The sequence below is a fragment of the Citrobacter sp. ABFQG genome (assembly GCF_004322975.1).
Taxonomy (GTDB): domain Bacteria; phylum Pseudomonadota; class Gammaproteobacteria; order Enterobacterales; family Enterobacteriaceae; genus Citrobacter; species Citrobacter freundii.
The window spans coordinates 4,855,404-4,876,809 of sequence record NZ_CP036435.1 but is presented as its reverse complement, the minus strand read 5'-3'; the positions used below and the strand labels follow the sequence as shown (position 1 = coordinate 4,876,809).

Sequence of the window (21,406 nt, the reverse complement as noted above, 5' to 3'; positions counted from 1 at the left end):
GCTTCCGGCGGATTTGTCATCCTGGTCATGTACTTATGTACACTCCCAGGCGTTCGTTCACTTGCTGCCTTGATACAACGCGAATGATTTTGTCTTTGTTTTGTCTTTCTCTTATTTCTTGGCCAGTTCCTGGTTCAGCGTCCAGAGTTCCCGGCGTTCTTCGCTGCTTAAACCGTGTGTGCGCTCACGAGCTATCAACTCTTCCTGGCGCAGTTCAAGCATCGAATCAAACATATGGTTGAGTGAGTCGGTGAAGGTTTTTTCTGCGATATCTTTATCTGCTATATCGTCCCACATCGACAGTTTTTCAAGGGTCGCAGCATCATTTGTGCCACGGTAGTGTTCTAAAAGTTGCCCGGTGGTCAGACCTGGCTGAGCCAGACAAGTGTTGACCAGTTCTCTGAATAAGCCAAGTCCAGGCAGCTTATTGCTATCCAGTGCGCCTAACGGTGGAACCAGCGGGGCGAGCTCCGGGTTCTGCACCAGCAACCCTATAAGTATACGCATGGTCGTACGTTTTAGCTGTGGAACAGGGCGGGAAGCCCCATTTTCTGCCAGTTTTGGCATTAAACGTTCAAGCTGGCTGTCATCCAGAATGCCGAGCTTGTTTCCCAACTCCTGTCGCAGGTAAATGCGCAACGTTTCGCCTGGTACCTGAGTAATCAGCGGTAATGCCAGCGTGCTGAGCTGTGCGCGTCCGTCTGGGGTACTCAAATCCACCTGCGGCAACAGGCTGTTAAATAAAAACGCAGAGAGCGGCAACGCCTGCTCCATCCGCGCTTCAAAGGCCTCTTTCCCTTCTTTGCGCACCAGCGTATCGGGATCTTCGCCGTCAGGTAAAAACATAAAGCGTAGCTGGCGTCCGTCTGTCATATAGGGCAGTGCGGTTTCCAGCGCGCGCCATGCTGCGTCGCGTCCGGCACGGTCGCCGTCGTAACAGCAAATTACGTTGTTCGTCGCGCGGAACAACAGTTGGATGTGATCGGCGGTGGTCGACGTCCCAAGGGATGCCACGGCGTAGTTAATGCCGTATTGTGCCAGCGCCACCACATCCATATAGCCTTCTACCACTAACAGGCGCTGTGGATCGGCGTTATCCTGCTGGGCTTCATAAAGACCATACAGCTGGCGACCTTTATGGAAAATATCGGTTTCCGGGGAGTTCAGATACTTCGGCAGGGCATCGCCCAGCACGCGTCCACCAAAACCAATGACCCGACCACGTTTGTCGCGGATGGGGAACATCACCCGTTCGCGGAAGCGATCGTAACTGCGTCCCTGATCGTTGGTGACCAACATCCCCGCATCAACCAGCGATTTGCGATTTTCAGCATTGCCGCCAAACCGTTTCAGGACGTTGTCCCAGCCGGGGGGCGCAAAACCAATAGCAAAACGGGTGATAACGTCGCTACTTAATCCTCGCTTTTCCAGGTACTGGCGCGCAGGGGTAGCGGCGGGTTGCATCAAAGACTGTTGATAAAAAGTGTTCAGGCCATCCATCAATTGATAAAGGCTTTGCCGTTGATGGCGCTCTATCTGACTGGGGCCACTGCCTGCTTCATAGGGCACTTCAAGGTTGTGCATTGCGGCCAGTTCTTCGACGGTTTCCACAAACTCGAGCTTGTCGTAGTTCATGAGAAAGTCGACGGCGTTGCCATGCGCGCCACACCCAAAGCAGTGATAAAACTGTTTTTCACCGTTTACGGTGAAAGAGGGGGTTTTTTCGTTATGAAACGGACAGCACGCGTGATAATTTTTGCCCTGCTTTTTCAGCTTTACCCGCGCGTCGATGAGATCGACGATGTCGGTTCTTGCCAGCAGGTCATTGATAAATACACGTGGGATTCGTCCAGCCATATGCCCCGTTATTACACTTCATCCTTCAAACTGTCTCTGCGTTGGCTGCACTCGCTCACCCCTGTCACTTACTTAAGTAAGCTCCGGGGATTCACTCACTTGCCGCCTTGATACAGTGTGAATGATTTTGTGTAATTGCTGATGTATAAACGAAAATAAGCCGCGCATTCCTTCCGGAAGCACGGCCTTACAACTACAACTCAGTCTGAATTGAGAGCTTTGGCTCTCAATGGATTAGTACAGACGAGTACGGCGTGCGTTTTCGCGAGCCAGTTTCTTCGCGTGACGTTTCACAGCAGAAGCTTTAGCGCGCTTACGTTCGGTAGTCGGTTTTTCATAGAACTCACGACGACGAACTTCCGCCAGAACACCTGCTTTTTCGCATGAACGCTTGAAGCGACGCAGTGCTACGTCGAACGGCTCGTTTTCACGTACTTTAATTACCGGCATGTAACTCTCACCTTTAATAAATTCGGTTTGCCGCTGGCATCAACGCCAGCTTATTTCAAAATGGTGCGGAATTTTACTGCAATTGCTGCTGCTTTGTAAAGCACCGACGCGATTTTGAAAGGGACTTTTATAAGGACAAGGAGTATACACGAGCGGAACTCCTGGGGCGAACAAAGTTTTACATCAACCCGCATTGGTCCTACACTGCGCGGTAATAGAGCGAGGTAAAACAAGTCATGCGTGTACTGGGTATTGAAACATCCTGCGATGAAACCGGCATCGCCATTTACGACGATGAAAAAGGTCTTTTAGCCAACCAATTGTATAGTCAGGTGAAATTACACGCTGACTACGGCGGCGTAGTGCCAGAACTGGCCTCGCGCGATCACGTACGTAAAACCGTACCGCTGATCCAGGCCGCGCTGAAAGAGGCGGGACTGACGGCAAAAGAGATCGATGCGGTGGCGTATACCGCAGGTCCTGGTCTGGTTGGCGCGCTGCTGGTTGGCGCAACCGTAGGACGTTCGCTGGCGTTCGCCTGGGGCGTACCGGCAATTCCTGTGCACCACATGGAAGGGCATCTGCTGGCGCCAATGCTGGAAGATAATCCCCCTGCGTTCCCGTTCGTCGCGCTGCTGGTTTCTGGCGGTCACACGCAGCTGATCAGCGTCACCGGTATCGGTCAGTATGAACTGCTGGGCGAATCGATTGATGATGCTGCTGGCGAAGCGTTCGACAAAACCGCCAAGCTGCTGGGGCTGGATTATCCTGGCGGTCCAATGTTGTCAAAGCTGGCCTCGCAAGGCGTTGAAAAACGTTTTGTCTTCCCGCGCCCGATGACCGATCGTCCGGGGCTGGATTTCAGCTTCTCCGGGCTTAAAACCTTTGCCGCGAATACCATTCGTAATAACGAAAATGACGATCAGACGCGCGCAGATATCGCCCGTGCCTTTGAAGATGCGGTAGTTGATACGCTGATGATCAAGTGCAAACGCGCGTTGGATCAAACCGGTTTTAAACGTCTGGTGATGGCGGGGGGGGTGAGCGCGAACCGTACGCTGCGCGCAAAACTGGCCGAGATGATGCAAAAACGTCGTGGCGAAGTATTTTACGCGCGTCCGGAATTTTGTACCGACAACGGGGCGATGATCGCCTACGCGGGCATGGTGCGTTTTAAAGCAGGCGCAACGGCGGATCTTGGCGTAACCGTGCGCCCACGCTGGCCATTGGCGGAATTACCGGCGGCGTGATTTTTTGCCCGGTAGCGCAATGTTACCGGGCAAGACGCTACATCCGCAGCATTCCTTTCTCTTCCAGAAACGCGATAATTTTTTCCAGACCCTCTCCGGATTTTAAATTACTGAACGTCCACGGACGCTCGCCGCGCATACGCAGGGTATCGCGTTCCATCACCTCCAGCGAGGCGCCGACGTAAGGGGCCAGATCGGTTTTATTGATAACCAGAAAATCGGATTTAGTGATCCCCGGACCGCCTTTACGCGGGATCTTCTCGCCTTCGGCAACGTCGATCACATAGATCGTCAGATCCGCTAATTCCGGACTGAAGGTGGCGCTCAGGTTATCGCCACCGCTTTCCACAAAAATCAGATCCAGATTGCCGAATTTCTCGCTCAGCGCCTCTACGGCAGCCAGATTCATCGACGCATCTTCGCGGATGGCGGTATGCGGGCAGCCGCCGGTTTCCACACCGACGATCCTGTCTGGCTCCAGTGCGCCCGCCTCGGTGAGAATGCGCTGATCTTCTTTGGTGTAGATATCGTTGGTGACTACCGCCAGTTGATAGCTACTGCGCATGGCTTTGCATAACGCTTCCAGCAGCGCCGTTTTGCCGGAGCCGACCGGGCCGCCAACGCCCACACGCAGGGGATGCTTGTAGTTACTCATTTTTTTTCCTCAGGAGCGGAATAATCGGGAATATTGGGTTTCATGCCGGGCAGACGCGATAGCGGCCAACGGCGTTGCGGAGCCGAGACTGGCGTCAGGCGTCGCCAGCGCCTGTGCCAGACCCTGCGCATAGCGATCGCAGAGCGCAATAATCAAACGCTGGGCCGCCTGTTGTCCAAAAGGAACCAGCTTGACGCCAGCCATCACAGCGCTCTCAATCCAGCTGTAGCCGAGACTTAACGCCAGTTTGGTCAGGGGAATTCTCCAGCGCACGGCCAGCCAGGCCATGCCGCAGAGTTGGCTGTCGGTGAAGAGAGTGCGCCACTCTCGCGAGCAATCCGCCTCCCAGTCGGTGACCAGCCGCGTAAACGCCGCGCCCCGACTGCGTTCTTCATCCCGCAGTTCGCGAGTTTCCCGGCAGGCCAACAGGTAAGCGCTCCAGCGGCGCGCGGCATCGAGATCGTCCTGCTCGCAGGCGCGATACAGTCTCGCCAGCAGCGGTAGGTCGACGGTAAAAAAGTTCTGCTCCATCTGCTGAATTTGCCAGGCAGAGAAGTCATCGACGCTTTTCACCCAGCCAATCTCCACCGCCCATTCCAGACCCTGGGACCAGGTAAACGACCCCACCGGGAGTGCGCTGCTGGCGAGCTGCATCAGACGCAACTGTTGGGTGTTATGCATCAGTGCGCATGGCCGTGATGATGCCCGTGTGATTCACTGGCATAAGCGCCTGCTTCCGGTTCAAACGGTAGTTGAGCGAACGTCACCTCGAGGTTGAACTGGCGCAGCATGGCGTCCAGCACATGATCGTGGTGGTAGCGCAGTTCATCCGGCAGGATTTGCAGCGGAACGTGGCGATTGCCGAGGTGATAACAGGCTTTGGCGAGTAGGAAAGGATCGGCGCAGCGCACCACGGAAACCGACTCCGGCGCGGCGATCACTTCGATCACCTCGCTGCCATCGTCGGTGGACAGCAGGTCGCCACCGCGTAACAGCAAACCGCGCGGTAGCATCAGCCCGGCTTCGCGACCGTCGTTCAGCGCCACTCTGGCACGACTTTTTACCCGCATATCAATGGGTAGCGTGACGCTTGCGGTGACGCGGTGAGCGTGGTCAAGGCGTTGGGTCAGGTAGATCATCGTCACTCCTCAAAACAGAAAATAGCGTTGTGCCATCGGCAAAACGTTTGCCGGTTCGCTGGTAATCAGTTCGCCATCAATACGCACCTCGTAGGTCTGAGCATCGACGGTGATATTGGGTTGCAGGTCGTTGTGGATCATGTTGGCCTTTTTCACTGTTCTGCAGCCTTTAACGACGGCGATGGCGCTTTGCAGGTTGAGCTGCTGCGCGATGTTTTGCGCATCAGCGGCCTGCGAAATAAAGGTCAGCCGGGTGTGATGCCGCGCTGCGCCAAGTGCGCCGAACATCATGCGGTAATGCACCGGCTGCGGGGTGGGAATCGAGGCATTGATGTCGCCCATCGGCGCACAGGCGATCATCCCGCCTTTAACGATCGTCGCCGGTTTTACGCCAAAGAAGGCCGGTGACCACAGCACCAGATCGGCCAGTTTGCCAGGTTCAACGGAGCCGACTTCATGGGCGATACCGTGGGTTAGCGCCGGATTGATGGTGTATTTGGCGACGTAACGTTTAACGCGCAGGTTGTCGTTGTCACCGGTTTCTTCTGCCAACGGGCCACGCTGAACCTTCATGCGGTGCGCCACCTGCCAGGTACGCAGGATCACTTCGCCCACGCGCCCCATTGCCTGCGAATCGGACGAGGTCAGGGAAAAGGCGCCAATGTCATGCAGCACATCTTCGGCAGCGATCGTTTCCCGGCGAATGCGTGATTCGGCAAAGGCCACGTCTTCGGCGATATCCGGATCGAGATGGTGGCAAACCATCAGCATGTCGAGATGCTCGTCGATGGTGTTGATGGTATAGGGCAGCGTCGGGTTCGTAGAGGAGGGCAGGATATTCGGATGCGCGCAGGCGGTGATGATATCCGGCGCATGACCGCCGCCCGCGCCTTCGGTGTGAAAAGTATGAATGGTGCGATCGCCAATCGCCGCCAGCGTATCTTCCACGAAACCGGACTCATTGAGCGTGTCGCTGTGCAGCGCTACCTGGATGTCCATTTCGTCGGCCACGGTCAGCGCGCAGTCGATAGCGGCGGGTGTGGCGCCCCAGTCTTCATGGATTTTCAGGCCAATTGCGCCTGCAGTGATTTGCTCGCGCAAGGCGTCAGGATTTGAGCCGTTACCTTTGCCCAGTAAACCGATGTTAACCGGCAACGCGTCCGCCGCCTGCAGCATGCGTGCGATGTACCACGGACCCGGCGTACAGGTGGTGGCGTGAGTGCCCGCGGCCGGACCGGTGCCGCCGCCGATCATCGTCGTCACGCCGGAAACCAGCGCCTCTTGCGCCTGCTGTGGGCAGATCCAGTGAATATGCGTATCCACGCCGCCTGCGGTGACGATCTTGCCTTCCCCGGCGATGACTTCAGTTCCCACGCCTATCGGGATCGTAACGTTGGGCTGAATATCGGGATTACCTGCCTTTCCGATGGCGAAGATCCTGCCGGCTTTGATACCAATATCCGCTTTCACGATCCCCCAGTGATCGACGATCAGCGCGTTGGTTATCACCAGATCCACACATGCATCGGCGCGCATTTGCCCCTGGCCCATGCCGTCGCGGATCACTTTTCCGCCGCCGAATTTGACCTCTTCACCGTAGGTGGTGAAGTCTTTTTCCACTTCGATCCACAGGTCGGTATCCGCCAGGCGCACTTTATCGCCAGTGGTTGGGCCAAACATGTCGGCGTACGCCTGCCGGGAAATGTCACTCATTATCTGCCTCCAGCGCGCCCATCACTTCGCTGCGAAAACCCACGATCCTTTGTGCGCCAGCAACGCGCACCAGTTCGACTTCGCGTTTTTGTCCTGGCTCAAAACGCACCGCTGTGCCCGCAGCAATGTTCAGACGAAAGCCGCGTGCGGCCAGCCTGTCAAAGCGCAGCGCCGGGTTCACTTCGAAAAAGTGATAGTGCGATCCCACCTGGATGGGCCTGTCGCCATGATTTTCCACCACGATCGTGCAGATCTCTCGCCCCTGATTAAGTGCGATACTGCCTTTTACGATCTGATATTCACCTGGGATCATTGTCGCTCCTTAGACGATCGGGTTGTGGACAGTGACCAGCTTCGATCCGTCCGGAAACGTGGCTTCAACCTGAATATCCGGGATCATTTCCGGTACGCCTTCCATCACCTGATCGCGGCGCAGGACGTGACGCCCGTCCTCCATCAGCGCGGCTACAGTTTGCCCGTCGCGCGCCCCTTCCATGATGAAAGCGCTAATCAGCGCCACCGATTCCGGGTAGTTCAGCTTCTGCCCGCGGGCCAGGCGACGTTCCGCCACCAGCGCGGCGGTAAACAGCAACAACTTATCTTTTTCTCTGGGGGTCAGTTCCATAAGGGTTCTCTTAGGTTTGCCAGATTCTCGGTAGTACAGGCGTTTTATGTGTCAGCAGCGGGCGCAAAAATTGCCAGATGTCACGCATAACGCGCTGAACAACCAGGTTGTCGTTAGCAAGAAAACGGATTGTCAGCAGCGAGTCGTTAAGCGTTGCCCCGGCGTAATCGCCAAGCGCCATAAGCCGCTCCCGCGTGCCCTCCAGCATGTGTTCGTTGGCCGGATAACACAGCAACGTGCCGACCCAGGGATGATGCGCGACACCGCTCAGATTCCCCTCCTGCAATATCAAGCGTTCTATCAGCAGCGGCAGCCCATCTCGCCACACTTCCAGGCGATTTTGCAGCATGCCGTGGCTGAAAGTTTCCTGCATAACCGGTCGGCCAAGACACAGCAGATCCCAGGCCAGCAGGCGGCTTGCGGATGTCAGATTAAAGACGGTCTGAATAGCGGCGTTGGCGCCGGGAAAGAGGATCGTATCCTGCGGCAGCCACTCCAGCGTGGCGTGCGAGGCGAGGGTAAAATGCTGGCGCAGCAACGCTTGTGGCCCTCGGCTGCGATAAAACTTGCCCGCGCCGGGCTGGGTGATTAATGTATGGCTGTTTTCGTCGAGCGTGACGGCAATATGAAGCTCATCCCCGCCAACGATCCCCGCAGGTGGATGCAGCAAATAGAGGTGGCAGACGTCCTCTTCCGGGTAAAACGGGCGCTGAACTGTCAATGGACCATGATGACGCGCCGAGGCGAGCACCGTTTTGTGCCCGGTGCAGGAAAAATGCAGTTCCAGTTCGGCCTGCCAGCCTCGTGTGAGTGTCTCGTGCGCAACCGTGTCCAGAGCGTTTCCCCTATCAGCATGAGGGTGTTTGCATACAAAAAAGTATGCCTCAGCGCATCGGGAAATCGATCATATGAGAAGCTTATGGATTAAGGGGCGACAATATGCCGCCCAAGGGAGATTACAGTAAAACGAGGGGCATCCAGATCAGACCGGTGATCACCAGCAGCACGAGGAAAATCAGGCCAAAAATAGCGCCGAGTCGCCAGTAATCCACCGTTGGCAAATAACCGCTGCCGTAGTAGATAGGGCTAGGACCGGTGGCGTACGGGGTCAGAATGCTGCCCAGGCCAATGGCGGCGCCGACTATCAGGCAGAAGACCGGTAGCGGGATTTCCGGCATTGCCAGCGCGGCGGCAATCATCATCGGCGCGAGGGCAGAGGTATACGCCGTGGCGCTGGCAAAGAAGTAGCGCAGCAGATAGAACACCACGATCAGCGCCACCATCACCATCATCGGCGAATAGCCGCTCAGTCCTCCCGCCAGCAGCTTGCCGAACCAGGTAATAAAACCGGTGTTATTGAGCCCGGTGGCGAGCGTTATCAGCGAGGCCAGCCAGAAAAAGACGTTCCATGCGGCTTTATTGCTGACGATGTCATCCCAGCTAATGATGCGTAGTACCAGCATCAACGCCACCACGCTGTATCCGACCATTGCGGCGTCAATGTAGTCGCCGCCGAAGATCCACAGCACTAACGCGCCGACCATCAGTACCAGCATCTTTTTCTCGCGAGCGCAGAGCGGTCCCATCGCTTTTAGCTCTGTATCCGCCCAACGTGGAACCTGATCGCCGGATTTCAGTACCGGTGGATACAGCAGGTACGCCAGCCACGGCACGATCAGCACCAGTAAAATGCTCAGCGGCAGCATGCCTAAGAACCAGTCGCCCCAGCTCAGCGCCGTGTGGGACGCGCCTTTCATCAGGCCGATCAACAGCAGATTCGGTGCCATCGCCGTTAAGAAAATAGCGCTGGTAACGCAGTCAGCGACAATGCCCATCCACATGATGTACGAGCCAATGGAGCGTGAACTGGCGCTATTGGGCTGCGAGTTATACAGCGGCGGCAGGTTGCGGATAATCGGGTAGATTATTCCGGCTCCGCGCGCGGAGTTGGAAGGCGTGACGGGAGCGAGGATAAGTTCGGAGAACATCACCGCATAGCCGAGAAATAACGTCCGGTGCCCCATCTTTTTCACCAGCATCAGCGCGATTCGCCGACCAAGGCCGGTTTTCTCATAGCCAGTACCAAACATAAAGGCCGCGAAGATCAGCCAGATGACCGAGTTTGAGAATCCAGATACCGCCCACGACAGCGATTTGGCAGTAAATTTAAAACCGTCCTGCGCGAGTTGCTCCGGACTGAACAGCAGCCACGGTGAAAGGACGGCGATGATCGAAATGCCAATCATCGCCACCACCGCGCCCGGTACAGGTTCCAGAATAAGCCCGACAATCACACCGGTAAAGACGGCAAAATAGAGCCAGGTGTGACTCTCAAGACCGGTGGGGACGGGCAGAACAGCAATAATGGCGATGACCACCAGCGGAGCCAGGTATCGCCACCAACCAGCTAAAGGTGCCATTGTTGTATCCCTGCAAAGAGGGAGAGGCGTTACGCCCCTCCGGGAGGGTTATTTGATGTAGTGCACGTGCTCGCAGATTTCTTCGACGATAGGATCGCGACGTTCAGCGAACAGCTTTTTGTTTTCGGCGATCAGGTTGTTGCCGTGGGTGTCGATGGACACAATCAGCGGGCCGAACTCTTTGACCCGACACACCCACAGGGATTCCGGCATGCCCAGCTCCGTCCAGTGCACTTCTTCAATCTCTTCAACCTGAGTAGCCGCCAGTACGGCGCAACCTGCCGGGAAGATCACATGCAGTGCTTTAAACTGCTTGCAGCCTTCTTCTGTCAACGGTCCCATACCGCCTTTACCGACCACCAGTTTGACGCCGGTCTGCTCGATGAACTCTTTCTCGAAGGCTTCCATACGCATACTCGTGGTTGGACCGACGGAGACCATCTCCCATTTTTCACCGTTTTTACGGACGATCGGGCCCGCATGGAAAATGGCTTTGCCGTTCAGGTCATAAGGAATCGGGCGCTTCAGTTCGATCAGGCGGCGGTGGCAAACGTCACGGCAGGTCACCAGCGTGCCGGTCAGGTAAATGACATCGCCAACGCGAATGTCTGCCAGATCTTCGGCTTTGATCGGGGTTGTGAGGATCTTTTTCATAACGCGCTCCGGGTGTGAGACAGGTTTTCGAAGGAGAGGTCGGCATGAACCAACAGCGTGCCGCGACGGTGCGCCCAGCAGCCGGTAGAGACGGCAACGCCGATAGTCGACGGGTGGCGCGCGGCGGATTCGATATGCACGCCCATCACTGAGCTATTCCCGGTCAACCCTTGCGGCCCAATGCCCAGACGGTTAAGTCCTTCTTCCAGGCGCAGTTCCAGTTCTGCCGCTTTTGGGTTTGGATGGCGTGATCCGATTGGGCGCAGCACCGCTTTACGAGAAAGCACGGCAGCGGTTTCTACAGAGGTGGCAATACCTACGCCCACCAGCACTGGCGGACAAGCGTTGACTGCCAGCGTGGAGATATTTTCGAAGACAAATTTCACCACGCCTTCGTAGCCTTCAGAAGGCATTAACACTTTCGAGCGCCCCGGCAGCGTACAGCCGCCGCCTGCCATGTAGACTTCGATTTCCGCGTCATCGTTATCAGGGATGATGTCCCATGTGACCCACGGCACACCGGTACCGGTATTTTTTCCGGTATTCACTTCGTCAAAAATCTCAACCGCGTTATGGCGCAGCGGCGCTTTTACCGTGGCATCTTCAACAGCCTGTTTCAGAATGCTTTGCAGTTCGCCAAGTAGCGGAAAACGGGAACCGACCTTCACGAAGAACATAATCTCCCCGGTGTCCTGACAGGCTGGGCGGTTCAGGTCGATAGCTTTCTGCATGTTGTCAAACATGGTGTGGTAGATGATTTTACCCATCGGCGAGGTTTCGCCTTCACGCAGCTGTTTTAATTTATCCACAACATCGTCAGGCATGCGGGTAGAAATCATGGCGGTAAAGTCGGCGACAATGTTCGTCAGCGTAGTTATCGCATGTTGGTTATTTTGATTGCTCATCTTATTAACTCCAGTTCTTTTATTTGTCTGGAAATAAATTCTCCGCCACAAACTACCACTAAAAATGTGGTTTTATATTATTTGGCACTGTGAATATCTAATTAACAGTTCGTGAATGATGTCCAGATAAGGCAATAAAAATTGCGCCAGGGCAGGGTTTAATACGTATGGGAGAATTACACTGCGGTTAATCACATTACGGATTACCGATCATGCTGAATACGTATCCCCTGGCGAAAGACCTACAGGTGCTGGTTGAAATTGTTCATAGCGGCAGCTTTAGCGCCGCCGCTGCGACGCTGGGCCAGACGCCAGCGTTTGTGACGAAGCGCATTCAGATCCTCGAGTCCACGCTAGGGGCTACGTTGCTAAGCCGCTCGGCGCGCGGCGTGGCGCTAACGGAGAGTGGTCAACGTTGCTATGAACACGCGCAGGCGATCCTCGCAGGTTATCAACATCTGGTCGATGACGTTACGCAACTCAAAACGCGTCCGGCAGGGATGATTCGTATCGGCTGTAGCTTTGGTTTTGGGCGCAGTTATATTGCACCGGCAATTACAGAATTGATGCACAGCTATCCTGAATTACAGGTACATTTTGAACTTTACGATCGGCAAATTGATTTGGCGCAGGATAATATCGATTTGGATATTCGTATTAATGATGAAATTCCTGATTATTATATTGCTCATTTGTTAACGAAAAATAAAAGGATATTATGCGCAGCACCGACGTATTTACAAAAATACGGTGAGCCGACGACGTTACAGGAATTAATTCGGCATGATTGTCTGGTCACCAAAGAACGGGATATGACTCACGGGGTGTGGGAACTGGATAACGGTCAGGAGAAAAAGTCGGTTAAGGTGGCGGGACATCTTTCTTCTAACAGCGGTGAGATTGTGCTGCAGTGGGCGCTACAGGGAAAAGGGATCATGCTGCGTTCTGAATGGGACGTACAACCGTTTCTGGCCAGCGGTGAACTGGAGCGGGTGCTGCCGGACTATGCGCAGAGCGCTAATATCTGGGCGGTTTATCAGGAGCCGCTGTATCGCAGCGTGAAGCTTCGCGTGTGCGTGGAGTTTCTGGCGACGTGGTGTCAGAACCGATTAGGCAAACCGGTGGAGGGGTATCACATCCCCGAGGCCGGATAAGACGCCGACGCGTCGCTATCCGACAATAAAATCACTCGGAGTCTTTTTCGCGTTTTTTCTTTAGCTTGGTCCAGATCTTCGGCTCCTGACGACGCCACAGACGCTGAATGTTGTCATGGTGACGAAGCAGAATTAAGCACGACAACATGGACACCGGAAAAGTGAACTGGGGATTGAACCACCAGACGTAAAAAGGGGCGATCAGCGCACTGACGATAGCGCCTAACGACGAATAGCCGCTTAACAGGACGGTTAGTAGCCAGGTTCCGGCCATCACACCAGTTAAGTCCCAGCCAATCGGCGCAATTGCGCCAAAGGCGGTGGCAACGCCTTTTCCACCTTTAAAGCCGAAAAATACCGGCCAAATGTGTCCCAGACAGGCGGCGATTGCGATCAATCCCAGCCAGAAGGGGCTGACGCCTAGCGCATAGGCACCCCAGACGGGTAACATACCTTTCAGGACGTCGAAAATCAGTACCGCGACGGCGGCTCCCTTGCCACCGATGCGCAGCACGTTTGTCGCGCCCGGATTCCCAGAGCCGCTGTCGCGCGGGTCCGGCAATCCAGCAAGGCGGCATACCAGAATAGCACTGGAAATTGAGCCACAGAGGTACGCGAAGATAATCATTCCAGGCGCGATTGCACTCATAAGCTGTTCCGTTTTGAAAATGTCGTGTAAAACGCTACTTCTGTGGATAATACGCATATTTCGCCGGAAGTGGTATCCGGGTTAGCCAAAAAGCAGGCAGGTCGTGATGGATATTGTATTTATAGAGCAACTTTCTGTAATCACCACTATTGGTGTTTACGACTGGGAACAAACGATCGAGCAACGGTTGGTGTTCGATATCGAAATGGCATGGGATAACCGCAAATCAGCTAAAAGCGATGATGTGGCTGATTGCCTGAGCTATGCTGATATTGCTCAAACGGTTGTTAATCATGTGGAAGGTGGGCGTTTTGCGCTGGTAGAACGTGTGGCGGAAGAGGTGGCGGATTTGCTACTTAACCGCTTTAATTCACCGTGGGTGCGGATCAAACTCAGCAAACCTGGCGCGGTAGCCCGTGCGGCAAACGTCGGGGTCGTCATTGAGCGTGGCAATAATCTGAAAGAAAATAATTAATTTAATAATTTCTAAATCAAACGGGTATAAAAGAGTCCTTTCGTCGGCTCTTTTTTGCCGTGTTTTCTCTATCTAGGGGTTTATTAATGAGTGATATGCACTCGCTGCTGGTGGCGGCAATTTTGGGTGTGGTCGAAGGATTGACGGAATTTTTACCCGTTTCCAGTACCGGCCATATGATTATTGTTGGCCACCTGTTGGGTTTTGAGGGTGATACCGCAAAAACATTCGAGGTGGTGATCCAGTTGGGATCTATTCTGGCAGTGGTGGTGATGTTCTGGCGACGTTTGTTTGGCCTGATCGGCATTCACTTCGGCAAGGCCCCGCATGAAGGTACTGGCAAAGGTCGGCTGACGCTGGGGCATATCCTGTTGGGGATGATTCCGGCGGTTGTACTGGGACTGGTGTTCCACGACACTATCAAGTCGCTGTTTAACCCGATCAACGTGATGTATGCGCTGGTGGTGGGTGGTGTACTGCTGATTGCTGCAGAATGCCTGAAGCCGAAAGAGCCGCGCGCGCCGGGTCTGGATGATATGACCTATCGCCAGGCGTTTATGATTGGCTGTTTTCAGTGTCTGGCGCTGTGGCCGGGTTTTTCTCGCTCAGGGGCGACGATTTCTGGCGGCATGCTGATGGGAGTGAGCCGTTACGCGGCCTCTGAGTTTTCATTCCTGCTGGCGGTGCCGATGATGATGGGAGCGACGGCGCTGGATCTCTACAAGAGCTGGTCGTTCCTTAGCGCATCAGATTTACCGATGTTTGCAGTCGGTTTTGTGACGGCGTTTATCGTGGCGCTGGTCGCGATCAAAACCTTCTTGCAGTTGATTAAGCGTATCTCGTTCATTCCGTTTGCGATTTACCGCTTTGTTGTGGCGGCTGCCGTCTATGTGGTTTTTTTCTGATCGCCACTAAATGCCGGATGGCGCTGCGCTTATCCGGCCTACGGGCGTAATATGTAGGCCGGATAAGGCATTTATGCCGCCATCCGGCAACGTCAGTTTAATGGGCAGGTTTAGGACACCGCTTCTCCTTCCAGTTGGCCACCGCCGCAATGCGACGCCGGGTCAGTTCTTCACGAATTGCCTGACCTTTGAATCCCGCTTCCACGACATCTTTCGTGGGAACCGCCTGTGCAACCAGCCAGGCTTCACGCAACAGCCTGCCTTGCGGGTAATCCGCCGCTTCAAAACCGGTTCGCCCACGCACGTCGGCCTCGCTGGTGAGGGCGATTTGCTCCACGCGCTGCGGTTTGCGCCATGCATCGATGGAATCAAACAGCTTAACGATGGTTTTCGGTTGCAGGATCGGGAAGGTATGAATCAGGTCGTGGAACTCGGCCACCAGTTTGGCTAAATCACGGATGTCATTCGGCACGCGCAGGCGCTGACACAGTTGCTCGACCAGCTTAACGCCCGCCGGACCGTGGCCATGATGGCGCGGCCATAGCGCTTTAGGCGTTAATGCTTTGCCAAGATCGTGGCACAGCGTGGCAAAACGCACGTCGACCTCCGGGCTTAACATGGCTGCCATCGACAGCGTCATCAGCGTGTGAATACCGGTATCAATTTCCGGGTGCCACTGCGCGGGCGCGGGAACGCCGAACAGAGCATCCACTTCAGGAAACAGAACGTGCAGTGCGCCGCAGTCGCGCAGGACCTGAAAAAATACCTGTGGGTTGCGGGTGGTTAAGGCGCTTTCCGTTTCTTTCCACACGCGCTCTGGCGTCAAGTGTTCCAGCTCGCCAGCGGCGTTCATATCGCGCATCAGCGTCATGGTTTCGTCGGCAATACGAAAGCCAAGGTGCGCATAGCGGGCAGCAAAGCGCGCTACGCGCAGCACGCGCAGTGGATCTTCGCTAAAAGCCGGGGAAACATGACGCAGCAGGCGGTTTTCCAGATCATCGCGTCCGTTATACGGGTCGATAATCTCCCCGTTGTCATCGCGGGCCATTGCGTTGATGGTCAGGTCGCGCCGCTGAAGATCGGCCTCCAGCGTCACATCTGGCGCGGCGTAGCAGGTGAATCCGGTATATCCCGAACCTGATTTGCGTTCAGTACGCGCCAACGCATACTCTTCCCGGGTTTGCGGATGCAGAAACACGGGAAAATCGCGGCCTACCTGTTGGTAACCCGCGTCGAGCATTCCTTGCGGCGTGGCGCCGACAACGACCCAATCTTTATCTTTAATCGGTAGCCCTAATAACGCATCCCGAACAGCACCACCGACCAGATAAATCTTCACGCCACTTTCCTTTTGAAAAAAACATCCCTTAATCATATGTCAGTGTGGCGGAGAAGGCGATTCAGTTCATCCAGCGATCTTTGCGTTTACGGCTTGGGATCATGTGTGGCAGAACCAGACCGAGCAGCAGACCAAGACCCAGCACGCCGCCGCCATACATAAACCATTGCATGATGATAGTACGCTGCTTGTCATCAAGCTGAAGGTTGGCTGCGCTCACCTTCTTTTGCGCCACGATAAGTTCGTTCTTCAGCTTCTGGTTTTCTTGTTTCAGCCCGTCAATCACGCTGTCGCTCTGCGCTACCTTTTGCTGCATGTCGGCGGTACGCTGATTCCATGTGGTATCGATATTATTGAGCTTATCGGTCAAGATCTTAACCTGGTTTTCCAGGTCGGGAACGCGGGTACGCAGGCTCGGCGTACTGTTCAGCTCTTTCAGTGGGATCCAGGCGGTACGTCCGGTGCTGTCTTTCACCTGGGCGTAGTTGGTGTTGGCATCAGTCTGTAATAGCGTGACTTCCTCGCCGGCGTTAACCGTACCCACGAGGCGATAATTATCTCCCGGACCGCTGCGGACCCAGGTGTTCAGTTCGTCAGAGACATAGCGCTTTTCTTCGGCATGAGAGACTGCAGTGGCGCTAAGTGCGAGTAAAGTTAATCCAATCAGGCGTAATTTTGGCATCAGGCTGTCGTTATTGTCATAGAAAGTGGAACGATAGTAGTGGCATCAGTGTCTCTACGCAAAGCATTCGACATCAATCGGAATCATCTGTGTCCTTTTTGCCACCACTCGAAACTTTTACGCCCGTCAAATTGCTCGTTGCATGGCAATTTGGCGCAAAATACTATCTACTGACCATAAAGAACGAACTTAGTTCGCAGTCAGTTTTCTCAACTGTGACATAACCCATAAGTACAAGACCATGGCCCAGGAAATCGAATTAAAATTTATCGTTAATAGTGACGCTGTCGATGCGCTACGTGAACGTCTGAATACGCTGGGGGGAGAGCATCATGCACCCAGCCAGTTGCTGAATATTTACTACGAAACGCCGGATGCGTGGTTGCGTGGTCATGATATGGGGCTGCGTATTCGCGGTGAAAACGGTCATTACGAAATGACCATGAAAATTGCCGGACGCGTGACGGGCGGCCTGCATCAGCGACCGGAATTTAACGTTGCGCTGGACGCGCCTGAGCTGGATCTCGCCTTGTTCCCAACGGAAGTCTGGCCTGATGGCAAACTGCCCGCTGAACTTGCTTCTCAAGTGCAGCCGTTGTTCAGCACCGATTTTTTCCGTGAGAAATGGTTGGTTGATGTTGATGGCAGCCGGATTGAAATGGCCCTCGATGTGGGGGAAGTGAAAGCGGGCGAGTTTGCAGAACCTATCTGTGAGCTTGAACTTGAACTGCTAAGCGGCGATACCCGTGCGGTACTGAAGCTGGCAAACCAGCTGGTTTCGCAAACCGGTTTACGCCAGGGCAGTTTGAGCAAAGCCGCGCGCGGTTATCATTTGGCCCTGGGGAATGCGCCGCGCGAACTCAAACCGACGCGGATTTTGAAGGTTCCGGCGAAGGCGAGCATTGAGCAGGGGTTGGAAGCGGCGCTGGAGCTGGCATTATCACAGTGGCAGTACCACGAAGAGCTGTGGGTACGCGGCGTTAAAGGGGCGAAAGCCGAGGTGCTGGCGGCAATGGGGCTGGTGCGTCACATTCTGATGTTGTTTGGCGGTAATGTGCCACGAAAAGCGAGCGCTCACTTACGTGATTTGCTGACCCAATCGGAAGCGATCATTGCGTCGGACGTTTCTGCTATTTCGGCGGTTTACAGTACGCAAACGGCAATGGCCAAGCTGGCGCTGACCGAATGGCTGGTGACCAAAGGATGGCAGCCGTTCCTGGATGCGAAGGCGCAGGGCAAAATTGCCGACTCCTTTAAGCGCTTCTCTGATACCCATCTTTCACGCCATGCCGCTGAGCTGAAAACCGCTTTTGCGCAGCCGTTGGGCGATCAGTACGCCGATCAGCTTCCACGTTTGACGCGCAACATTGATAGCATGCTGATGCTGGCGGGATACTACGACGAAAATGTCGCATCAGAATGGATCGCTACTTGGCAGGGCTTACGTCGCGCCATTGCGGCCAACCAATATATTGAAATTGAACACTTCCGCAACGAGGCGATCGCGCTGGAACCGTTCTGGCTGCACAGCGGAAAACGATAATCAGGGCCGAGGCCGGGATGCCTGATGGCGCTGCGCTTATCAGGCCTACGCGATGTGTGTAACTGTCATGTAGGTCGGATAAGGCGAAAAGACGCATCCGGCACCATTCAAAGGATAACCCGTAAATGAAGCAGCTCTCTTCACCGTTACAGCAGTACTGGCCGACCGTTGTTGAGCGGCTGCCAGCAGCAATATCTGAGTCCTCGCTTAGCGTTCAGGCGAAGTCAGTACTTACATTCAGTGATTTTGTCCGTGACAGCATTATTGCCCATCCCGAATGGCTGGCTGAGCTGGAAAGCACTCCACCCCTGGCGGATGAATGGCAACACTATGCCAACTGGTTACAGCAAGCATTGGCTGACGTTAGTGACGAAAACACACTGATGCGTGAGTTACGCCTGTTTCGTCGTCGCATTATGGTGCGTATCGCCTGGGCACAGACGCTGTCGCTGGTGACCGAAGAGAGTATTTTGCAGCAGCTAAGTCATCTGGCTGAAACGTTGATCGTTGCCGCGCGCGACTGGTTGTACGCAGCCTGCTGTCGCGAATGGGGAACGCCGTGTAATCCTAAAGGTGTGGCGCAGCCGCTGCTGATTTTAGGCATGGGGAAACTGGGCGGCGGCGAGCTGAATTTTTCCTCCGATATCGACCTGATTTTTGCCTGGCCGGAACACGGCAGCACACAGGGTGGGCGTCGCGAGCTGGATAACGCGCAGTTCTTTACCCGTATGGGCCAGCGGCTTATCAAAGTGCTGGATCAGCCCACAATGGATGGGTTTGTCTATCGGGTGGATATGCGTTTACGCCCGTTTGGCGACAGCGGCCCGCTGGTGCTGAGCTTCTCCGCGCTGGAGGATTATTACCAGGAACAAGGGCGCGACTGGGAACGCTATGCGATGGTTAAAGCCCGCATTATGGGCGATGCCGACGGTACATACGTCAGCGAGCTTCGTGCCATGCTGAGGCCTTTTGTCTTCCGTCGCTATATTGATTTCAGCGTGATCCAGTCGCTGCGTAACATGAAAGGGATGATTGCGCGTGAAGTACGCCGTCGTGGCCTGAAAGACAACATCAAGCTGGGGGCGGGCGGCATTCGTGAAATCGAATTTATCGTGCAGGTATTCCAGCTGATTCGCGGTGGGCGCGAGCCATCGCTGCAATCCCGCTCGCTGTTACCGACGCTTAGCGCCATCAATGCGCTGCACTTGCTTTCTGATACCGACGCGGAACAACTGCGCGCAGCCTATCTCTATTTACGCCGCCTGGAAAACCTGCTGCAAAGTATCAATGATGAGCAGACCCAGACGCTGCCGGGTGATGAACTGAATCGCGCGCGGCTAGCGTGGGGGATGAACGTTGATGACTGGCAGCAGTTAACCGATGTGCTGACCAATCATATGGACAACGTACGCCGGGTATTTAACGAGCTGATTGGCGATGACGAGGCCGAAACCCAGGAAGAGCCGCTCTCAGAACAGTGGCGCGAATTGTGGCAGGATGCCTTACAGGAAGATGACACCACGCCAGTGCTGACGCATCTGGCGGATGACGATCGGCGGCGCGTGCTGTCTCTGATTGCTGATTTCCGCAAAGAGCTGGATAAACGCACTATTGGCCCACGCGGACGACAGGTGCTGGATCATTTAATGCCGCATCTGCTGAGCGATGTCTGTACGCGTGACGACGCCTCAGTCCCGCTGTCACGCATTACACCGCTGCTGGTGGGTATTGTGACTCGCACGACCTATCTGGAACTGCTGAGCGAATTCCCCGGGGCGCTGAAGCATTTGATTTCGCTCTGTGCGGCTTCGCCGATGGTCGCCAGCCAGCTGGCGCGGTATCCGTTGTTGCTCGATGAACTGTTGGATCCGAATACCCTGTATCAACCTACCGCGACGGACGCCTACCGTGATGAGCTGCGCCAGTATTTGCTGCGCGTGCCGGAAGATGACGAAGAGCAGCAACTGGAGGCACTGCGCCAGTTTAAGCAAACGCAGCTACTGCGTATTGCCGCGGCTGATATCGCCGGCACGCTGCCGGTGATGAAGGTGAGCGACCATTTAACCTGGCTGGCGGAAGCGATTATTGATGCGGTAGTCCAGCAGGCGTGGACGCAGATGGTTGCTCGCTACGGCCAACCTACCCATCTTGGCGAACGTGAGGGGCGCGGTTTTGCCGTCGTCGGCTATGGCAAACTGGGCGGCTGGGAACTGGGTTACAGTTCGGATCTTGATTTGATCTTCCTGCATGATTGTCCGATGGACGTGATGACGGACGGTGAGCGTGAGATTGACGGGCGACAGTTCTATCTGCGTCTGTCGCAGCGCATTATGCACCTTTTCAGCACCCGCACCTCGTCCGGTATTTTGTACGAAGTGGATGCGCGGCTGCGTCCATCCGGCGCGGCGGGAATGCTGGTGACATCAACCGACGCTTTCGACGATTACCAGCGCAACGAAGCCTGGACATGGGAGCATCAGGCGCTGGTGCGTGCTCGTGTGGTATATGGCGACCCGCAGTTGACCTCTCAGTTTGATGCGATTCGTCGCGATATCATGACCCTCGTCCGTGATGGGAAAACCTTGCAGACCGACGTGCGTGAAATGCGTGAGAAAATGCGCGCCCATTTGGGCAATAAGCATCGGGATCGTTTTGATATTAAAGCGGATGAGGGTGGCATCACAGACATTGAGTTTATTACGCAGTATCTGGTGTTGCGCTATGCGCATGAAAAACCGAAGCTGACGCGCTGGTCGGATAATGTGCGCATTCTGGAATTACTGGCGCAAAACGACATTATGGACGAGCAGGAAGCGCTGGCGCTTACCCGTGCTTATACGACGTTGCGTGATGAACTTCACCATCTTGCGTTGCAGGAACTTCCGGGCCATGTGGCGCTGGAGCACTTTGACGCTGAACGTACGCTGGTGCGTGACAGCTGGCAGAAGTGGCTGGTTGCCGAGTGAAGTGTGCTATTATCGCGCGCAAATT

The 21,406-nt window shown here is 55.0% G+C and carries 21 protein-coding genes; 6 read left to right on the top strand and 15 right to left on the bottom strand.

All coding sequences use genetic code 11. From position 1 onward, the window contains the following. Positions 1 to 111: 111 nt before the first annotated feature. A complete protein-coding gene (gene dnaG / locus WN16_RS23895) occupies positions 112 to 1,857 on the bottom strand; it encodes a DNA primase (RefSeq protein ID WP_003024697.1) in 1,746 nt (581 codons plus the stop codon). A gap of 234 nt (positions 1,858 to 2,091) precedes the next feature. Then, positions 2,092 to 2,307, bottom strand: coding sequence for a 30S ribosomal protein S21 (gene rpsU, locus WN16_RS23890; RefSeq protein WP_001144069.1), 216 nt, complete (start codon positions 2,305 to 2,307; stop codon positions 2,092 to 2,094). Positions 2,308 to 2,543: 236 nt separating this feature from the next. On the opposite strand from rpsU, the gene tsaD reads away from it, so the two are divergent. Next, the gene (gene tsaD / locus WN16_RS23885; RefSeq protein ID WP_003024694.1) at positions 2,544 to 3,557 is read left to right on the top strand and encodes a tRNA (adenosine(37)-N6)-threonylcarbamoyltransferase complex transferase subunit TsaD; all 1,014 of its coding nucleotides are present in this window, start codon (positions 2,544 to 2,546) and stop codon (positions 3,555 to 3,557) included. A gap of 37 nt (positions 3,558 to 3,594) precedes the next feature. On the opposite strand, the gene ureG is transcribed toward tsaD, so the two are convergent. The 10 genes from ureG to ttdA form a co-directional block, all read right to left on the bottom strand. Beyond that, entirely contained in the window at positions 3,595 to 4,212 is a 618-nt protein-coding gene (gene ureG / locus WN16_RS23880; protein ID WP_003838095.1) for an urease accessory protein UreG, read from the bottom strand. A 9-nt stretch (positions 4,213 to 4,221) separates the two neighbouring features. Next, positions 4,222 to 4,893 (bottom strand): urease accessory protein UreF, encoded by a 672-nt coding sequence (locus WN16_RS23875; protein WP_044700918.1) that lies wholly within the window; start codon positions 4,891 to 4,893, stop codon positions 4,222 to 4,224. Further along, positions 4,893 to 5,351, bottom strand: coding sequence for an urease accessory protein UreE (ureE, locus tag WN16_RS23870; RefSeq protein ID WP_044700915.1), 459 nt, complete (start codon positions 5,349 to 5,351; stop codon positions 4,893 to 4,895). Before ureE ends, WN16_RS23875 begins: the two co-directional genes overlap by 1 nt. A gap of 9 nt (positions 5,352 to 5,360) precedes the next feature. Then, positions 5,361 to 7,064 (bottom strand): urease subunit alpha, encoded by a 1,704-nt coding sequence (gene ureC / locus WN16_RS23865; RefSeq protein WP_044700914.1) that lies wholly within the window; start codon positions 7,062 to 7,064, stop codon positions 5,361 to 5,363. Then, entirely contained in the window at positions 7,057 to 7,377 is a 321-nt protein-coding gene (locus WN16_RS23860; protein ID WP_016150999.1) for an urease subunit beta, read from the bottom strand. Before WN16_RS23860 ends, ureC begins: the two co-directional genes overlap by 8 nt. A 9-nt stretch (positions 7,378 to 7,386) precedes the next feature. Then, positions 7,387 to 7,689 (bottom strand): urease subunit gamma, encoded by a 303-nt coding sequence (locus tag WN16_RS23855; protein ID WP_044700911.1) that lies wholly within the window; start codon positions 7,687 to 7,689, stop codon positions 7,387 to 7,389. A gap of 10 nt (positions 7,690 to 7,699) precedes the next feature. Further along, positions 7,700 to 8,524, bottom strand: a complete 825-nt coding sequence (locus tag WN16_RS23850; RefSeq protein WP_197731389.1) for an urease accessory protein UreD — start codon at positions 8,522 to 8,524, stop codon at positions 7,700 to 7,702. 121 nt (positions 8,525 to 8,645) lie between these two features. After that, positions 8,646 to 10,109 (bottom strand): anion permease, encoded by a 1,464-nt coding sequence (locus WN16_RS23845; protein WP_044700907.1) that lies wholly within the window; start codon positions 10,107 to 10,109, stop codon positions 8,646 to 8,648. A gap of 48 nt (positions 10,110 to 10,157) precedes the next feature. After that, complete coding sequence (gene ttdB / locus WN16_RS23840) at positions 10,158 to 10,763, bottom strand: L(+)-tartrate dehydratase subunit beta (protein WP_044700904.1); 606 nt, start codon at positions 10,761 to 10,763, stop codon at positions 10,158 to 10,160. Beyond that, entirely contained in the window at positions 10,760 to 11,668 is a 909-nt protein-coding gene (ttdA, locus tag WN16_RS23835; RefSeq protein WP_016150995.1) for a L(+)-tartrate dehydratase subunit alpha, read from the bottom strand. The genes ttdB and ttdA overlap by 4 nt, the downstream gene beginning before the upstream one ends. 212 nt (positions 11,669 to 11,880) lie before the next feature. Between ttdA and WN16_RS23830 the strand changes: the two genes are divergently transcribed. Then, on the top strand, positions 11,881 to 12,822 hold the full coding sequence (locus tag WN16_RS23830) for a LysR family transcriptional regulator (RefSeq protein ID WP_016150994.1): 942 nt from the start codon (positions 11,881 to 11,883) through the stop codon (positions 12,820 to 12,822). Between the two features lie 31 nt (positions 12,823 to 12,853). Here the strand turns inward: WN16_RS23830 and plsY are convergent, their stop codons facing one another. Then, on the bottom strand, positions 12,854 to 13,471 hold the full coding sequence (gene plsY / locus WN16_RS23825; protein WP_032937472.1) for a glycerol-3-phosphate 1-O-acyltransferase PlsY: 618 nt from the start codon (positions 13,469 to 13,471) through the stop codon (positions 12,854 to 12,856). A 106-nt stretch (positions 13,472 to 13,577) separates the two neighbouring features. Here plsY and folB point away from each other — a divergent pair, with 106 nt between their 5' ends. Further along, positions 13,578 to 13,946 carry a bifunctional dihydroneopterin aldolase/7,8-dihydroneopterin epimerase gene (gene folB, locus WN16_RS23820; protein ID WP_003838117.1) on the top strand — a complete coding sequence of 123 codons (369 nt, stop codon included), beginning with the start codon at positions 13,578 to 13,580 and terminating at the stop codon, positions 13,944 to 13,946. An 86-nt stretch (positions 13,947 to 14,032) separates the two neighbouring features. Further along, a complete protein-coding gene (gene bacA / locus WN16_RS23815) occupies positions 14,033 to 14,851 on the top strand; it encodes an undecaprenyl-diphosphate phosphatase (protein ID WP_003838118.1) in 819 nt (272 codons plus the stop codon). A gap of 97 nt (positions 14,852 to 14,948) precedes the next feature. Here the strand turns inward: bacA and WN16_RS23810 are convergent, their stop codons facing one another. Together WN16_RS23810 and WN16_RS23805 are read right to left on the bottom strand one after the other, a co-directional pair. Next, the gene (locus WN16_RS23810) at positions 14,949 to 16,190 is read right to left on the bottom strand and encodes a multifunctional CCA addition/repair protein (protein ID WP_016150993.1); all 1,242 of its coding nucleotides are present in this window, start codon (positions 16,188 to 16,190) and stop codon (positions 14,949 to 14,951) included. A 61-nt stretch (positions 16,191 to 16,251) separates the two neighbouring features. Next, positions 16,252 to 16,872: a TIGR04211 family SH3 domain-containing protein gene (locus WN16_RS23805; protein WP_003024650.1), complete on the bottom strand. Its 621-nt coding sequence runs from the start codon at positions 16,870 to 16,872 to the stop codon at positions 16,252 to 16,254. Positions 16,873 to 17,113: 241 nt separating this feature from the next. Between WN16_RS23805 and WN16_RS23800 the strand changes: the two genes are divergently transcribed. Together WN16_RS23800 and glnE are read left to right on the top strand one after the other, a co-directional pair. Further along, positions 17,114 to 18,415: an inorganic triphosphatase gene (locus tag WN16_RS23800; RefSeq protein WP_044700902.1), complete on the top strand. Its 1,302-nt coding sequence runs from the start codon at positions 17,114 to 17,116 to the stop codon at positions 18,413 to 18,415. Positions 18,416 to 18,540: 125 nt separating this feature from the next. Then, positions 18,541 to 21,381, top strand: a complete 2,841-nt coding sequence (gene glnE / locus WN16_RS23795) for a bifunctional [glutamate--ammonia ligase]-adenylyl-L-tyrosine phosphorylase/[glutamate--ammonia-ligase] adenylyltransferase (RefSeq protein ID WP_088169070.1) — start codon at positions 18,541 to 18,543, stop codon at positions 21,379 to 21,381. The last annotated feature ends 25 nt before the right edge of the window (positions 21,382 to 21,406 follow it).

Excerpts from the sequence above, each read along its gene's own strand:
- dnaG (WP_003024697.1), bottom strand. The coding sequence starts at position 1,857 with ATGGCTGGACGAATCCCACGTGTATTTATCAATGACCTGCTGGCAAGA.
- rpsU (WP_001144069.1), bottom strand. The coding sequence starts at position 2,307 with ATGCCGGTAATTAAAGTACGTGAAAACGAGCCGTTCGACGTAGCACTG.
- tsaD (WP_003024694.1), top strand. The coding sequence starts at position 2,544 with ATGCGTGTACTGGGTATTGAAACATCCTGCGATGAAACCGGCATCGCC.
- ureG (WP_003838095.1), bottom strand. The coding sequence starts at position 4,212 with ATGAGTAACTACAAGCATCCCCTGCGTGTGGGCGTTGGCGGCCCGGTC.
- WN16_RS23875 (WP_044700918.1), bottom strand. The coding sequence starts at position 4,893 with ATGCATAACACCCAACAGTTGCGTCTGATGCAGCTCGCCAGCAGCGCA.
- ureE (WP_044700915.1), bottom strand. The coding sequence starts at position 5,351 with ATGATCTACCTGACCCAACGCCTTGACCACGCTCACCGCGTCACCGCA.
- ureC (WP_044700914.1), bottom strand. The coding sequence starts at position 7,064 with ATGAGTGACATTTCCCGGCAGGCGTACGCCGACATGTTTGGCCCAACC.
- WN16_RS23860 (WP_016150999.1), bottom strand. The coding sequence starts at position 7,377 with ATGATCCCAGGTGAATATCAGATCGTAAAAGGCAGTATCGCACTTAAT.
- WN16_RS23855 (WP_044700911.1), bottom strand. The coding sequence starts at position 7,689 with ATGGAACTGACCCCCAGAGAAAAAGATAAGTTGTTGCTGTTTACCGCC.
- WN16_RS23845 (WP_044700907.1), bottom strand. The coding sequence starts at position 10,109 with ATGGCACCTTTAGCTGGTTGGTGGCGATACCTGGCTCCGCTGGTGGTC.
- ttdB (WP_044700904.1), bottom strand. The coding sequence starts at position 10,763 with ATGAAAAAGATCCTCACAACCCCGATCAAAGCCGAAGATCTGGCAGAC.
- ttdA (WP_016150995.1), bottom strand. The coding sequence starts at position 11,668 with ATGAGCAATCAAAATAACCAACATGCGATAACTACGCTGACGAACATT.
- WN16_RS23830 (WP_016150994.1), top strand. The coding sequence starts at position 11,881 with ATGCTGAATACGTATCCCCTGGCGAAAGACCTACAGGTGCTGGTTGAA.
- plsY (WP_032937472.1), bottom strand. The coding sequence starts at position 13,471 with ATGAGTGCAATCGCGCCTGGAATGATTATCTTCGCGTACCTCTGTGGC.
- folB (WP_003838117.1), top strand. The coding sequence starts at position 13,578 with ATGGATATTGTATTTATAGAGCAACTTTCTGTAATCACCACTATTGGT.
- bacA (WP_003838118.1), top strand. The coding sequence starts at position 14,033 with ATGAGTGATATGCACTCGCTGCTGGTGGCGGCAATTTTGGGTGTGGTC.
- WN16_RS23805 (WP_003024650.1), bottom strand. The coding sequence starts at position 16,872 with ATGCCAAAATTACGCCTGATTGGATTAACTTTACTCGCACTTAGCGCC.
- WN16_RS23800 (WP_044700902.1), top strand. The coding sequence starts at position 17,114 with ATGGCCCAGGAAATCGAATTAAAATTTATCGTTAATAGTGACGCTGTC.
- glnE (WP_088169070.1), top strand. The coding sequence starts at position 18,541 with ATGAAGCAGCTCTCTTCACCGTTACAGCAGTACTGGCCGACCGTTGTT.